We start from the raw sequence: 14,311 nt of genomic DNA on the forward strand, positions 1-14,311 counted from the left end.
TCAGAATATCAATTCCAAAATACGAGTTATCTATTTCTTATTATAATGAAAAGTAGAACAACTTTCTATACATAAAATGAAAAGCGCCCGCTCAACGGACGCTGTTGGATTTAAATCGATAAGCGTTTCAAAAACACATAACTTACTTTTTGATATTCCATTTTTTCCTCATAGAAGCGATGGGCGTCAATCCGCTGCAGGCCGGATGACAGCGAGACAATCCCGTAGCCATGCTCCCTCGCCCATTCGTGCACATGCGACAGCAGCACTTTTCCATACCCTTTCGAACGCTCGGTTGATGTCGTGACTAAATCGCAAACCCAAATAAAACGGCCGTTATAGAGCGTGATCATCGGCATGAATCCGACAGCAGCAACCATTTTGTCCCCTTCGTAAAGCGCCGCGAGCTTATACCCTTCTTTTTCTTGCGCTTCACGCACAAGCGCCACGTATGTTTCCTCATCCAAATGGGTGCGCAGCTCGCGCATGACCGGAAAAGCGCTTCTTACTTCCTCCTCCGTTTCGAGCCAAACGAATTGCGGCATGATTCCCATCTCCCTTCTCTTTATACATTCATGATTTCAATGTTTGACCAAAAGTGAAACCGCCGCCTTTCCGCAACGTTGATCATCGTTTCGAAAGAAGACTCCGCTTCAAGCGCGTAAAGGGCGCAGCCCAGCGATCAGTGGAAGATGAATGTCGGCTGATAAACCAGCAATTACAGCTGCAGCCGCAAATACGGCTTCAGCGTTGAAAACGGGATCAGGAATTCGCGAATACCGGCGGCGTAAGGAGCTATTTCATACAGTCCATAGTACACAACTATCCCCTTCGGAGTGAGATAGTACGGCTGGCCGTTTTTCAGCTCTTTGACCACATCTACCGCGTTTTCAAAATATATGTCCGGCTCTTTTTCGATCTGCTTGACGATTTCTTCAACAATCACTTGTTGATAACGGCTTCCCTTTTTGAATAAATCGCTTAATTTCAACTCTTTGCCCTGGTTAAAATCGAAATTGTGAGGGATTTTCACCGTCATCCCATGAGCGCCTCCCGTATAGCTGTAAAACTCGACAGGGATGCTTACAATGCCGTTTTGGTTATACGTGACATCAAACCGGCTGACCGCCGTATGGAGATGATACGGAAACCCTTGCTGCTGGCTGAGGACAAAATTTTGCTTGGCCTGTTTTTCTATTTCCCTTTTGAAATCAAGAGCTTGTTTTTGCAATAGGCGATTGGCTTTTTGCTGAAACGGCTTATTCACCGCCCCCGATATGATCGGAATCGCCATATTGACTTCGATGAGTTTGTCCTTGTATTGAATCGTCCGGCTTGTCACGTTCAGAGCATAACTGTATCCCGGCAGCAGCAGGGCAAGGCAAAGGATCAACAACAACCATGGCTTCTTGTTCACCATATATCACTCCCTCCTATAAGAAATGCATGTAAAGTTTGCGCCCAAACCACATGCCTTATGCACAGAAGGCTGGGAGAAAGAAAAACGCCAGCCGGTTATTCGCAAACCAGCTGGATCGTTTTCATCCCCCAGCGCCCCTTTCAATGGACCGGTTGATCACGCCAGCGAAGCGAGCACAGCCGGCAAGGCCTCCACAACGTCCGACGCCAATACATCCCAGGGCGAATGACCGTGTTGAACAAGCCAATCAGCAGCCTTTCCATGCACGAACACCGCATTGCTCACCGCCGGCTGCACCGCCTCGTGCTGCAACAAAAACGCCCCCACAATGCCCGTTAACACGTCACCGCTGCCGCCTTTCGCCAAAGCCGGATTGCCGGTCGTGTTGACATATTGTGATCCATCCGGCGTGGTGACGATCGTGTACGGCCCTTTCAACACGACATACACGCCATATTCCATCGCCAACCGCTTGGATAACCCAAAGCGGTCGTGCTCGACCTCGCGAATGGAGCGATGGACGATGCGCGCCATTTCCCCCGGATGCGGGGTGATCACCGTCGGCGCGCTTCGGCGTCGCACTTGTTCAGCATAATCTTCCCAAAAAAACAGGGCGTCCGCATCGAGGACAAGCGGCACCGGCCGGCGCACAAGTTCGCAGACCAGGCGGCGCGCCCCTTCCGTTCTCCCCATGCCTGGACCAACGGCGAGCGCATCGACATCCAGCCCGTCCCAATCGGTCGCTCCGGCAAACGCTCCCCCTTCGGCCGGCCATGGCCTGCACATCGCCTCGGGCATCCGATTGGCAACGGCTTCGTACACTGTTTCTGGAACAGCCATGGTCACCAACCCAGCCCCGCTTCGCAGCGCTGCCTTGGCGGCGAGCGTCACCGCTCCTGCCATAGCTTTCGATCCGCCGACTACAAGCAGTTTGCCATACGTTCCTTTATGCGAGGACCGCCTCCGCTTTGGCATCGTCCGCATGACATCGCTTCGCTCCCACACGAACCGACGGGCTGCATTCGTTTTGACCACGAGCGGTGGAATGCCGATATCCACAACAACAAGCTCTCCGTAATAATCGGCCGCTGGGAACGTATACGCCCCAAGCTTCGGGCATTGAATGGTGAACGTCACATCCGCGCGAACGGCTGCAGCCACATCACCGCCCTCGGCCGGCACCCCGCTTGGCACATCGATTGCGTACACAACAGCCCGCGAGCGGTTCAGTTGTTCAATGATTTCTTGATACGGAGAGCGAACCTCGCCTTTCACGCCGATGCCAAGGAGCGCATCAATGATCACGTCGTAGTGCGGCGCACGCATCGCAAACTCTTGTTCATTCCCTTCATACGGAATCCACGAATACCCGGACCGCTCGTACACCTCAAGCGCGGTGCGCGCCGCTCCTTTCACCTTTTCCTTTGGTGGAACGAGCCATACATCGGTTTCGTAGCCGTAGCTTTTCAACATGCGGGCAACGACAAACCCATCCCCGCCGTTGTTGCCCGCCCCGGCAAGCACCGCCACGTTAGCAGCGCGCGAAATTCGTTCTTTCAGTGCTGAAAACAGCGCCTGTCCGGCGTTTTCCATCAACGAATCAGCGCTGATGCCGATCCGCTCCGTCACTTCTCGGTCGATGGCGTACATCTCATTAGATGTTACGATCGGAATCATGTTCTTTTCCCCTTTCGATTTCCACTGCTATGTTTGATGTACCATGTTTTCATAAGGAAAGACGCGCCGAAACGTTTCCCTTAAGCTGCAGAAGGCAACCGCCAAAGCCAACAGGTAATTAAGGAGGAAAACCGAAATGGAGATGGAAGCAACACCAACAGCCGGGACGCGCCACTGCCACACAATCCTCATATCTTCTACCATATCTTCACCACGAAGAACCTCGTTCCCACCGTAGGCAAGTAGGGGGGAAGAAGATCAACGCCGCCTTGCGCCTTATCATATCCGCTTATCCATTTTGCCGAAAAACGACGGCCATCGCCTTCACGATGACCGCCGTCTTGCTCAAGGCCGCTTGGCGATCACTTGCAGCCCAAACTGCAGGCAATCGTCACAAATCGCCGCCAGCGGACCTTGGGCCAGCCTTGGTTTTTCTTTGAGACAAAACGAGCAACGGCCGCCGCCATGCGCCTTTTCTGCCTCCAAGGACAACGTCTCCTCAATTTTTTCCAATGAGAAGACCGTCAACGCCTCGTATACATTATCAAGCAACTGATCATCAATATAGGCGCATTTTCCTTCCCACCGGAGCGCGATGAGTTTCGCCGCCACCGCCATCCCTTCGTAAAACCGGCGCCGAGCCTCGTCCGCACTTTGCTCGGCCATAGCGATCAATTCATCGGCAAAATGCTCAAGCGCCCGAGGCGTGCAATCATTAAGCCACCGTGTTGTTCCGTTTGCCATACCCATTTCCCCTCCCTCGTTTCTTTCCCTTTTCAATACGACAAACGGGCGTATTTTCCTTCTTCACCGCAGCGGCCATTCATCAAGAAAGCGGGATCGCAGCTCAGGCGGCGGCAGCTGACAATGATCGCGCTTCAGAGCGAGACGATGCCGATGGTTGGCGACCGTGTCATATATATGATCGCGCAACAGCCGCGGGACAAGAAATCCAGACGCTGCTAACCAATTCCAAGGCCAAGCAAGACGACGTCCGATGCACAGGACAGCATCAGATTTTACATAACAGCAACCGTTCTCGATGAGGACGACGCTGTCTCCCGCTGACATCTCCTGCTTGGCCAACAATGCTTGACCAACGGCGCTCTGTTGCGCCGCAAAGCGGAACACCGCCTGACGGTCGCGGGCAACGATCCAGTGTACACTCCCACGGCAAAATAGGCAATCGCCATCAAACAAGATGACAGGATGCATCACGTTCCCTCCATTGGCCGGCTGTTGACGGGCTCAATGCAGGCGCTCACATCGTTTTTCGGCGAATTGACCAGCGGCGCCACTTCGTACGTTCGCATTCGTTCGCTCGGATATGGCTGCAGGAACATTTTCAAATACTCGCTGTCATCCAAGCTTGGATCCAGCCAGTCGTCATGCCGCTCAGAAGGCAGGATGACCGGCATCCGGTCGTGAATGGGGGCGATGAGCTCGTTCGCCCTCGTCGTAATGATCGTGCACGTCTCAAGCGGCCCGCTCGCTCCCTCCCAACGCTCCCACAGACCGGCGAACGCAAACGGCGCATCCGTTGCGAGCGTAAACCGATACGGCACTTTTTTCGCTCCCTCTTTTCTCCACTCATAAAATCCGTCGGCTAAAATCAAGCAGCGCCGCCGCTTGAACGCATGGCGGAAGCTCGCCTTCTCATCGACTGTTTCCGCCCGGGCGTTGATCATTTTGGCGCCGATGCGGTCATCTTTCGCCCAAAACGGCACAAGCCCCCAGCGCATCATTTTCCCGACTCTCTCCTCCCCTTCGGCGACGACGGTCAACACATCTTGACCCGGGGCGATGTTGAACCGAGGCGCAAGCGAACCTTGATAACGGAAACGAAACAACGCCCTCAATGTTTCCAAATCAGCTGTCAACGTAAACCGACCGCACATGGCATTCACTCCTTGATTCGTTGATCAATGCCATCTTAATTCTCTATTTCTTCCATTATAATACAAAAAGCGGCCGAACACGAATCGCAGCCGCCTTAGGAAGAAGTTTTTACCAATGAGCGCAAAAACGCCGACACTCGTTCTACATACTCATTGCTGTAGAGAGAAAAACTTTTCACATGATCCGCTTTGTCCGTCAGCCATAGCTGAAACGCATCCGGATGGGTGTTGTACAACTTCACACTTTCTTTGTATGGAATCGAACGGTCGTCTTTGCTGTGGATGAACAAAATCGGCCTGGGCGCGACACGATCGACCGCATGGATGGGCGAAGACACACCCAAATCCAAATCCGCAAGCGCCGGGACGATCGCTAAAATCAAGTACGTAAACGGCACGTTCGGCAAGTGCGTCCATACCGGCATGTTGGCGCGCAAATACGATTCGAGGTCGCTAAACGGGCTGTCCGCAATCACCCCGCGAACATCACTGTCTTCTGCCGCTGCCAAAATCGACGTCGCCGCCCCCATTGAAACACCGTACAGTGCGATCGGTTCACGGAAGTGTTTCTTCGCGTAATCGATCACGCCAAGCAAATCATCCTTCTCTTTGACGCCGATCGTAATCATATCGCCTCCCGACTCGCCGCTGGCGCGAAAATCAAACAAGATGACGCGGTACCCTTCGGCAACGAGCCGTTTGGCGAGCGGCAAAAACGGTACATTTTCTTGAATGCGATTGTTGCCGTATCCGTGGGCAAAAATGACCGTCATCTTCGCCGCCCCGTTAGGCGGAATGATCCAGCCTTTGAGCGCCGTTTTCCCATCTTTGCTTGTAAATGTCGCGCTTTCATACGCCATGCCGTAGTCTTTCGGCGTCACGGTAATCGGTGCGCGCGGTTTATGCGTCAACTGCCAGCCGACGTAAACAGATAAACCGACGCAAACGAGCAACCCGAAAATGACAACGCCAATGGCCGCCGAAATCCAAATGCGCCGTTTCGCTCGGCGCGGTGTGCGCACCACTTCCATATCGGTTTTCCCCCTTCCTTTCTTTCATCCTACTTGTTGAATGGCTCATTTGGCAATCAAAAAAAGAGATGTCCGCCAAAAACGAACATCCCTTTTGTCCATGGCCCGCTCCATGCCGCCAACTTACGAATGAGCAAGCGGTGCAGACGCTCCTTTACATCTGACGATCAAGTCAAACTCACGCACCGATGTCATCCGCTCGTCGACAAGCCCGCGCTCCCACACATGGCGCAAAAACAGCTCGGCGATCCGCTTGTTCCGCTCGTTTTCTTGCCCGCGTTCGAGGGCGATGACGCTCAAATACACATCGCACATCCGATTGGCCACCGTTTTCACATGAAACGTCTGCACCTCGTCCGCTTGGCCGCCAAGACGCGCGAGCGCCGCCATCCATTCCTTCACCCCTTCTTCAACCGGGCGGGCAAGCGGCTTCATCTCGTCCGCCACCCCCTCAAGCCGTGCCTTCATCTCGGCGGCAAACCGCTCGTGAATGCGGTATTTGCGCATGAGCCGCAGCACCTCGAGCGCCAAAATGTTGGCCGTCCCTTCCCAGACGGTCAGCACTTGGGCGTCGCGGAGCAGGCGCGGGGTGACGAAATCTTCAATGTATCCGTTGCCGCCGTGCAGTTCAATCGCCTCATGGCTGAACGCGATCGCCTCTTCGGCCGTACGCATCTTAAGGAGCGCAATCAGAAGCCGGAGCCAGGCTTTCTCCGCCTCGTCTGCCTCGTGCGGTACGGTCATGACGCGGTCAAACAAGGCGACCATGTCAAAACAAGCGCTCGTTTCCACTTCTTGCCGCGCTGTCAAGTCGGCGAGCGTCGCGCGCACCATCGGGTAATCGGTCAATCGCCGGCCAAACGCCGTGCGCTGCTCGGCGTATTGTTTCGCTTCCTCGAGCGCCCGCTTCATGATGCCGACCGAGGCGATCGCATTGCAGACGCGCGAGAGATTAAGCGCTTCCATCATATAATAGAAGCCTTTGCGCGGATCGCCGACGACATACGCCTTGGCGCCATCAAACACAACTTCGGCCGACGGCACGGCGCGCACCCCTAATTTATCTTTTAAGCGGCGGATGGTGATACCGTTTACTGTTCCATCCTCGTTGCGCCATGGGACGAGAAACAAGCTCAGCCCCTTCGTCCCCGGACCGCTCCCGTCAATGCGCGCCAACACGAGCGCTACGCCGCAGCGTCCGGCGTTGCTGGCAAAATATTTTTCCCCGTATAACTGATAATGATCGCCGCACGGCACGGCGCGCACGGCGTTGGCGCCAACGTCCGACCCGCCTTGCCGCTCCGTTAAAAACGTCGCCCCTTCATACAGCTCGACCTCGCCGGTGGAAATGATATGGGGCAAGTACCGTGCTTTTAACTCGTCGTCGGCAAAATGTTCAAGCACATAGGCGGTTGCCATCGTCAGCGTCACGGGACAATAAAACCCCGGCTCGGCTTGGGATAAAATGTACCCTTGGGCGTACGAATACATGTAGTTTCCTTTTCTCCCAAGCTCGGGAATCGGTTTGTGCACATACCCGACGATTCCCGTTTCGTACGTTTGTTTCGCCGTCTGCTCGTACCCTTCGTTCACCCACACTTCGGAAATGTCGTTTCCAAAGCGGTCATATTTGATCAGGCGCGGCTGCCCTTCACGATCGGTATGCACGGCGCGGCGGTCGACGTCCGTCAAACAAAACTCGTAAAACGATGAGAGTTTTTCCTCTGCATATTGGTACAACTCATCATCCAAATACCGTTTCAAATTCGCCAGCAAATTCGGATCGGCTTCACGAAGTGGTTTCATCGTCCCTCCCCTTTCCTCCCTTCTTATTCATGCCTGTGTCTTCTGTGTTGCCGCCTCCCGCGCCCGCAGCGCTTGTTTCAACACTTTTCCCGTCGCATTGCGCGGCAATTCAGCGATCGCCTCATACAAGCGGGGGATTTTATAGTCAGCCAGTTTGCCAGACAGGAAACGCTTACACTCCTCGGCAAGCGGTTCAAGCGGCGCACTCAGCACAACGAACGCTTTCGCTGTTTCCCCCCACTCCGGATGCGGCACGCCGATCACGGCGACATCGGCGATCGCTGGATGCGTCCGCAGCACATCTTCCACTTCCTTTGGGTAAATATTGACGCCGCCGGAAATAATGACATCTTTCTTCCGGTCAACGATCCAAATGTAGCCGTCCTCGTCACGGCGCGCCAAATCGCCGGTGTACAGCCAACCGTTTCGGATCGCTTCATTCGTTTTTTCCTCGTCTTTGTAATATCCTTTCATCACGCCCTCCCCGCGCAGCACGATCTCGCCGACCTCGCCGGGCGCGACTTCCTGCCCGTTTTCGTCCACGATCGCCACTTCACAATGGAGAGCGGCATATTTGCCGATGCTTCCTGCTTTTTCTTCATGTTCCTCAGGAGCTAAGTAGGTACCGTTCGGACCGGCCTCGGTCAAACCGTATAAACACATCATCCGCTCGACGCCAAAGCAGTCGGCGACAAACCGCACTTCCTCGCGCGACAGCGGCGCCCCGCCGTACATCCAACAACGGACGGAAGAAAGATCATAATCCGAAAACCGCGGATGCTTCGCCGTCAACAAATACGCCACCGGCGCGCCGAAAAAGTGGGTGATCTTGTGACGCTCGACCAGTTCCAGCAAGGCATCCGGGGAAAATGCAGGCGCCAAGACATGGGTCGCGCCGACATACGTGCCGCCGACAAAAAACAGATGAAGCGGCGCCGAGTGGCTGAGCGGCATCAGGTGCAGCAGGCGGCTTTGACGGTCGATTTTCGTTTCGATCACGATCATGTCCGCGACCGTGAGAATGTTGCGGTGCGTGAACAACACGCCTTTCGGCCGCCCTGTTGTTCCCGATGTATACAAAATCGTCGCCTCATCGTCCTCTTTGGCCGGACAGACGATCGCTTGCGGATCACCTGAACCGATCAACTCCTCAAGCGACAGCCAGCCGTCTTCCGCCTCCCCTGTCTTAATCCAGGTGATATGGCTTCCACCAACAAGCGGGGCGAGCGCCTGATGCACCCAATCGTGGGCGATGAGCAATTTTGCTTCACTATGGCCGAGAATGTATTGCACTTCCGCCGCCGTAAGACGGGCGTTGATCGGCACGACAACCGCGCCAAGGCGCAAAACAGCAAAGTACGAAACGGCAAACTCCTTCGTATTCGGCATATACAGCGCGACTTTATCACCGCGGCCGACGCCAAGTCGAGCCAATGACGAAGCCAAGCGGTTGACCATGCGATCGACTTCGGCATACGAAAGCTCCGTTTCCCCATCAATGACCGCCGTTTTCGCCGGAAATTTCCTCGCTTGGCGGGCAAGCAACTCCGAAATGTTCATCCGCCCGATTCCTCCCATTCTCGCAATCGCTTTTCAAAATCGGAAAGCAGGGATTCCATCTCCGCCTTCAGTTGCAATAAATCTTCGATCCGCTCGTTCACCTCCTTCAGTTTTCGCCGCCCGTATTCGACCGTTTTTTCGAGTTGTTTCTTTCCCGTGCGATCCTCATCAAACAGCGCAATCATCTCATGAATTTCGTCAAGCGAGAAGCCGAACCGTTTGCCGCGCAAAATGAGCTTGAGCTTCGCCCGCTCCTTTTTCGTATACAGCCGCTGCCCGGATTCCGTGCGAATCGGGGCAAGCAGCCCGCGCTCTTCGTAATAGCGGATCGTCCGCGTGCTCACATCAAACTCGTGCGCCAAATCGGAAATGGTGAAACAGTGCATCGTCATCCCTTCTTAGATATAATATTCTGAATTTTATTTTATTTTACGTTGACGTAAAAGTCAATCAACATCTTGCTTGAGGAACAAAGAAAAAAGGATGTCTCAGCAAAAACGAGACACCCTTTGCCTGAAGATGGATGAATCCTCACCCGCCCGCTCCTGTATAAAAGCGCAAGGCAAAGCGCCAAAAGCGGCGGGCAATCCATAAAAAGAGGAGAGCCACAACCAAAGCGGCAAACGCTGCCCAAGCACTCCATTTGCCAAGCAGCGCCAGCGCGGGCGTGTTCGTGATTAATACGGCCGGCAATATGTAGGTGATCACCATCCGAACCGCGCCGCGGTACATGCTGCCGGGGAAGCGGGCCGTTTCAAAAAACGAGTCGAAAATAAACGACAAGTCGTCGATGCGCACCACCCAAAACGACGTCGTCATGAGCATCATCCATAGGGAATAAATAAGTAAGAACGAAGCGGCCATGACGACAAGAAACACCAATACGTCCGCCACCGATGGCACGTAGCGTTCGACATACAAGCCGTAGCCGATGACGCCAAAGCCGAGCACGACATCGATGAGCCGCCAAAAAACAAGGTGACGGAAGCTGACGTAAAACATGCTGTCGACCGGCTTCGTCAACACGTAATCGAGCGTGCCGCGCCGGACGTGTTCAAGCAGTCTCGGCATGTTGGGGCGGAGCGCAAAATCGATACATCCACGCAACGTATTGAAGACACCAAGCAACACAAGCACTTCCCCATACGTCCAGCCGCCTAAGCGATCCGTCTGGTAAAAAAAGATCTGGATGGTGAGCAGCGCCATGCCAATGCCGAAAAAGCTGGAGATGACATTGCCGAAAAACTCGCTCCGATATTCCATTTCCTCGACCAAACAAGCGCGGAAAAATTCGCGGAACACCCGTCCATACCGCCGCACGTTCATCCACCTACCGCCTGATTTTTTCGCATTCCCGCTCTCCACAACCATTGCAAAGCGGCCGTCAACACCACCATCCACCCGCCAGCAATCGCAAAACCGCGCACCAACTCCCCGCCATCCGCCGCTCCGGTGGCGATTTCAATCGGAAAGCTGATCATATAGCGGAACGGCAGCCACTCGCTCCATTCCCGAAGCCGCGGCGGAAGCAGCTCAAGCGGCGCGATTCTTCCCGACAAAAACAGCGAAATGACATCGATGACGCCGTACACGGCCGCCACTTTGGTCACCCAAAACGCCAGCAGTCCGCACGAGTAACTCAACAAGAAACGAAGCGCCGCCCCCAACACGACCGCCAGCAAAAACCACCCAATTTGGCTTCCCGTCATATGCGGGCGAAGCGCCGGCCAAAACGCCGCCCCCACCGCCCAAACCGGCACTAAAATGACGAGAAACAACCATTTATAGACGACATTTTCCGCAATCGCCCAATGGATCGGATGAAGCGGCCGCAACAACAAGTTCGAAAACGTCCCTTCACGGATTTCACGGTCCAACTCCCATACGTCCCACGCGCTCGTCATCCGCTCGACAAAAATGACCGCCATAAAATAAAAGACAAACGACTCACTCTCTTCCGGATGAATGTTCATCCAGACGAACATCGTGATGAGCGGCTGCGTAACCGCGCCCGTCATCCAGACGAACGTCGCGAGCCGATACGCGAGCATTTCAATGTATTTCATCCGCAGCAGGGCAATATATTTGCGAATCATACGTGCTCCTCCTGAAACGCGCGCGCAATCACTTCCTCCAGCGGCGGATCTTCGATATTGATGTCACGGACTTCAAACTGCTGAAGCAGCCGCGCCGCCGTTTCCGCCGCCGTCTCGCGCGCCACTCTAAGCACGACCGCCCCCTCTTCGACTTCCGCCACTTCGCCATACTCGCTCCAATTCACCTTCGGCAGCCGCGAAAACCGAACCTCAAGCCGCTTGTACGGCGCCAGTTTCTCCGTCAGCACCGAAAGCTCGCCGTCGTAAATGAGCCGCCCGTAGTTAATAATCATCACCCGGTCGCAAAGCGCGGCGACATCACCCATGTAATGCGACGTCAACAAAATGGTCGTCTCGTGCTCTCGATTGTAGTCAACGATAAAACGGCGCACGTTTTCTTGCGTATGAACGTCCAGTCCGATCGTCGGCTCATCTAAAAACAACACGTGCGGCCGATGCAACAGCGCCGCCGCCAGCTCGCAGCGCATCCGCTGGCCGAGCGACAAGCTGCGCGTCGGTTTGTCCAACAGGGGCGCCAAATCAAGCAGCTCGGTGAGCTCCTCGAGCGTCTGGCGGAACACCCGATCGTCAATGTCATAAATGGCTTTATTGACCAAAAACGTCTCCAGCGGCGGAATGTCCCAAATAAGCTGGCTTTTTTGCCCCATCACTAAGCTCATCATCTTTTTAAACTCCGGCTTTTGTTCAAACGGCACAAAACCGCCGACCGTGATTTCCCCCGACGTCGGATGCAACAGGCCGGCCAGCATTTTCATCGTCGTCGTCTTCCCCGCCCCGTTCGGGCCTAAAAAACCGACAATCTCCCCTTTTTCGATCGTGAACGAAACGTCTTTCACCGCCTCGACGATCCGGTAGTCACGGCGCCATAAATGGCGCACCGCCTCAAGCCATCCGGCTTCGCGGCGATGGACGCGGAACGATTTATGCAAATGGCTGACACGGATCACGACATTCATCCCCCAATATGCGCAATGCTGTTGACATTCTTTTGTTATATCACATTCAGAGGGAGCGCGGCAAAGAAAAACATTTCGTCATCTTTTCCCTATCGTTCCCATCTTTCGTCATGTATAATGATAGAGAAAAGAATCAAACGAGAAAGGGGATTGTCGAATGGGGAGATCACCAATGAAATGATTTGGCAAGCCATCAAAGAGCTCGCCGATCAGCTTCAACAAACAAACGGACAAGTCGAGCGACTCGCCAAACAAGTGCAACAAACGAACGAACAAGTCAAGCAGCTCACCAAACAAGTGCAACAAACGAACGAGCAAGTCGAACAGCTCACCAAACAAGTGCAACAAACGAACGAGCAAGTCGAACAGCTCACCAAACAAGTTCAACAAACAAACGAACAAGTGCACCGGTTAAGCGAACAAGTGTCCGACATGGACCAGCGGCTCACCGATGTCGCCAACGGCCAAACAATTTTAGTGGAAGAGCTGTTCGAAAACAAAAAGGAGATCAAGCGGGTCAAGACGGCGCTCAACCTGTATTAAGGCTGATCCTTTCGCCCGTTTTACCATTTCGCTGCTTTCCTCTCGATTTGTTTCTCATCTTTGCTTCACTCATCCAGAGGAGTTGACAAAACGGGGCATTCCCGTCACCGCTGTCCACAACCATTGGTTGTTTGAGCAACCGCGGGCTATGTATATGTTGGACCTAAGCCAAATTCTTCGCAGTTTGTAATAAACACTCGAAGAGGGATCCTTTTCATCGACCTTCTAGCCATATGATCAAGCTCAGAACTCAGCAGCAAATACTTGATTTTGACGTTGATATCATTCGTCGTTCCGCCAAACACGACTGCTCCTGAATCCGCTTAAATCACTCCATTTGCAGGCAACCGGCGCTATAGAGCTGTCGAATGTCCCCCATTGCCCTTACAGCCGGGACATATCTTGCGGCCTTAAAAGAAACCCAAGAGATCTTGCCTAACGATCTCTTGGGCCTTCCTGTCACCATCGTTTATTAGCGTGTGAACTACCCACCGCCTAGGTTTCGCTTAGAAGCGGGACTTCAAGCGACTTGTGCATGTTCACCGAACGGTAAGCCACACACAAGAGCCCTTTACGCCTCCATCCGTTCCAACCATCAATGATCCTATTCGCTGGCGATGGCCAACCGACATTCATCCCCTCCTACTCATTGGGCGATCGCCCTGCACATTCCTTGAGACGGAAGACTTCCTTCGGAAATTACGTTAAATAACAACAAACTGGCCGTTGACAACCCCTAACGGCCAATGGCCGCGTTCTAGCACAGCAATGAGAAAGTGAAACGGATTTGTCTCCCATCCTTCAAGATCAGACAATAGTTCCCAAGCACAAGCCATTCCACCGATGTACATCATATAGCCGACCGCGGTAGTGACAACATTATCTCCATACGGACGTAACACCGCAAATAACGGGTCAAAACTGTGTTGAAAAACCGCAGCCGGCACCTCATCGGCCAGCACCAAAAGCGCTTCCAATCTTCCTGCCTGTTCAGCCTGGCGCTTGAATTGATCAGGAACATGCCGCAGCGCCTGCCAAATGCTATCCTCTTCAAGACGAATGGCCTCGATTGACGATCGCAATTCTTGTTCAGCCAGCCACTTCACCCCGACGTGATGAACGCCGAAAAAATCAGCAAATTGGCGGAGCGACTGTTCAACCTGTTCATCTCCCTGCTGGCCAAGCGAAGAAAGCCAATCGATATTTATAAAACGGTCGAGCAAACGGCGGACTGCTGCATTTTCCGTCATCGTTGTGGCTGTCTGATTGGTTCCCTTTTCAGAAACTGTGCTCATCGTCCCCC

General features: G+C 53.8%; 15 protein-coding genes and 1 pseudogene. 2 read left to right on the plus strand and 14 right to left on the minus strand.

What is annotated here, in order from left to right:
* Positions 1-110: 110 nt before the first annotated feature.
* From N685_RS0115720 to N685_RS0115780, 13 genes are all read right to left on the minus strand, one after another.
* Entirely contained in the window at positions 111-545 is a 435-nt protein-coding gene (locus tag N685_RS0115720) for a GNAT family N-acetyltransferase (protein ID WP_031409911.1), read from the minus strand.
* A gap of 173 nt (positions 546-718) precedes the next feature.
* A complete protein-coding gene (locus N685_RS0115725; RefSeq protein ID WP_031409913.1) occupies positions 719-1,420 on the minus strand; it encodes a DUF3298 and DUF4163 domain-containing protein in 702 nt (233 codons plus the stop codon).
* 156 nt (positions 1,421-1,576) lie between these two features.
* Positions 1,577-3,097, minus strand: coding sequence for a bifunctional ADP-dependent NAD(P)H-hydrate dehydratase/NAD(P)H-hydrate epimerase (locus tag N685_RS0115730; RefSeq protein WP_031409915.1), 1,521 nt, complete (start codon positions 3,095-3,097; stop codon positions 1,577-1,579).
* Between the two features lie 345 nt (positions 3,098-3,442).
* Positions 3,443-3,841 carry a hypothetical protein gene (locus N685_RS0115735; RefSeq protein WP_031409918.1) on the minus strand — a complete coding sequence of 133 codons (399 nt, stop codon included), beginning with the start codon at positions 3,839-3,841 and terminating at the stop codon, positions 3,443-3,445.
* A 63-nt stretch (positions 3,842-3,904) separates the two neighbouring features.
* Positions 3,905-4,312: a thiol-disulfide oxidoreductase DCC family protein gene (locus N685_RS0115740; protein ID WP_031409920.1), complete on the minus strand. Its 408-nt coding sequence runs from the start codon at positions 4,310-4,312 to the stop codon at positions 3,905-3,907.
* Positions 4,312-4,995, minus strand: a complete 684-nt coding sequence (locus N685_RS0115745; RefSeq protein WP_031409921.1) for an SOS response-associated peptidase — start codon at positions 4,993-4,995, stop codon at positions 4,312-4,314. Before N685_RS0115745 ends, N685_RS0115740 begins: the two co-directional genes overlap by 1 nt.
* A gap of 95 nt (positions 4,996-5,090) precedes the next feature.
* Positions 5,091-6,026 carry an alpha/beta hydrolase gene (locus N685_RS0115750; protein ID WP_031409923.1) on the minus strand — a complete coding sequence of 312 codons (936 nt, stop codon included), beginning with the start codon at positions 6,024-6,026 and terminating at the stop codon, positions 5,091-5,093.
* A 123-nt stretch (positions 6,027-6,149) separates the two neighbouring features.
* A complete protein-coding gene (locus N685_RS0115755; protein WP_031409925.1) occupies positions 6,150-7,832 on the minus strand; it encodes an acyl-CoA dehydrogenase family protein in 1,683 nt (560 codons plus the stop codon).
* A gap of 27 nt (positions 7,833-7,859) precedes the next feature.
* Complete coding sequence (locus N685_RS0115760; protein ID WP_031409927.1) at positions 7,860-9,392, minus strand: class I adenylate-forming enzyme family protein; 1,533 nt, start codon at positions 9,390-9,392, stop codon at positions 7,860-7,862.
* Complete coding sequence (locus N685_RS0115765; RefSeq protein ID WP_031409928.1) at positions 9,389-9,778, minus strand: MerR family transcriptional regulator; 390 nt, start codon at positions 9,776-9,778, stop codon at positions 9,389-9,391. Before N685_RS0115765 ends, N685_RS0115760 begins: the two co-directional genes overlap by 4 nt.
* 145 nt (positions 9,779-9,923) lie before the next feature.
* Positions 9,924-10,712 carry an ABC transporter permease gene (locus N685_RS0115770; protein WP_031409930.1) on the minus strand — a complete coding sequence of 263 codons (789 nt, stop codon included), beginning with the start codon at positions 10,710-10,712 and terminating at the stop codon, positions 9,924-9,926.
* Positions 10,713-10,714: 2 nt separating this feature from the next.
* Entirely contained in the window at positions 10,715-11,488 is a 774-nt protein-coding gene (locus tag N685_RS0115775) for an ABC transporter permease (protein WP_031409932.1), read from the minus strand.
* Positions 11,485-12,456 (minus strand): ABC transporter ATP-binding protein, encoded by a 972-nt coding sequence (locus N685_RS0115780; RefSeq protein ID WP_031409933.1) that lies wholly within the window; start codon positions 12,454-12,456, stop codon positions 11,485-11,487. The genes N685_RS0115775 and N685_RS0115780 overlap by 4 nt, the downstream gene beginning before the upstream one ends.
* Positions 12,457-12,642: 186 nt before the next feature.
* On the opposite strand from N685_RS0115780, the gene N685_RS0115785 reads away from it, so the two are divergent.
* Both N685_RS0115785 and N685_RS19640 read left to right on the plus strand, forming a co-directional pair.
* Positions 12,643-13,008, plus strand: a complete 366-nt coding sequence (locus tag N685_RS0115785) for a DUF5798 family protein (protein ID WP_031409935.1) — start codon at positions 12,643-12,645, stop codon at positions 13,006-13,008.
* Between the two features lie 79 nt (positions 13,009-13,087).
* A pseudogene (locus N685_RS19640) lies at positions 13,088-13,165 on the plus strand (DUF1259 domain-containing protein); the annotation flags it as partial.
* A gap of 547 nt (positions 13,166-13,712) precedes the next feature.
* Here the strand turns inward: N685_RS19640 and N685_RS0115790 are convergent.
* The gene (locus N685_RS0115790; RefSeq protein ID WP_031409937.1) at positions 13,713-14,303 is read right to left on the minus strand and encodes a hypothetical protein; all 591 of its coding nucleotides are present in this window, start codon (positions 14,301-14,303) and stop codon (positions 13,713-13,715) included.
* Positions 14,304-14,311: the final 8 nt, after the last annotated feature.

The organism is Geobacillus vulcani PSS1, from assembly GCF_000733845.1.
GTDB classification, from domain to species: Bacteria; Bacillota; Bacilli; order Bacillales; family Anoxybacillaceae; genus Geobacillus; species Geobacillus vulcani.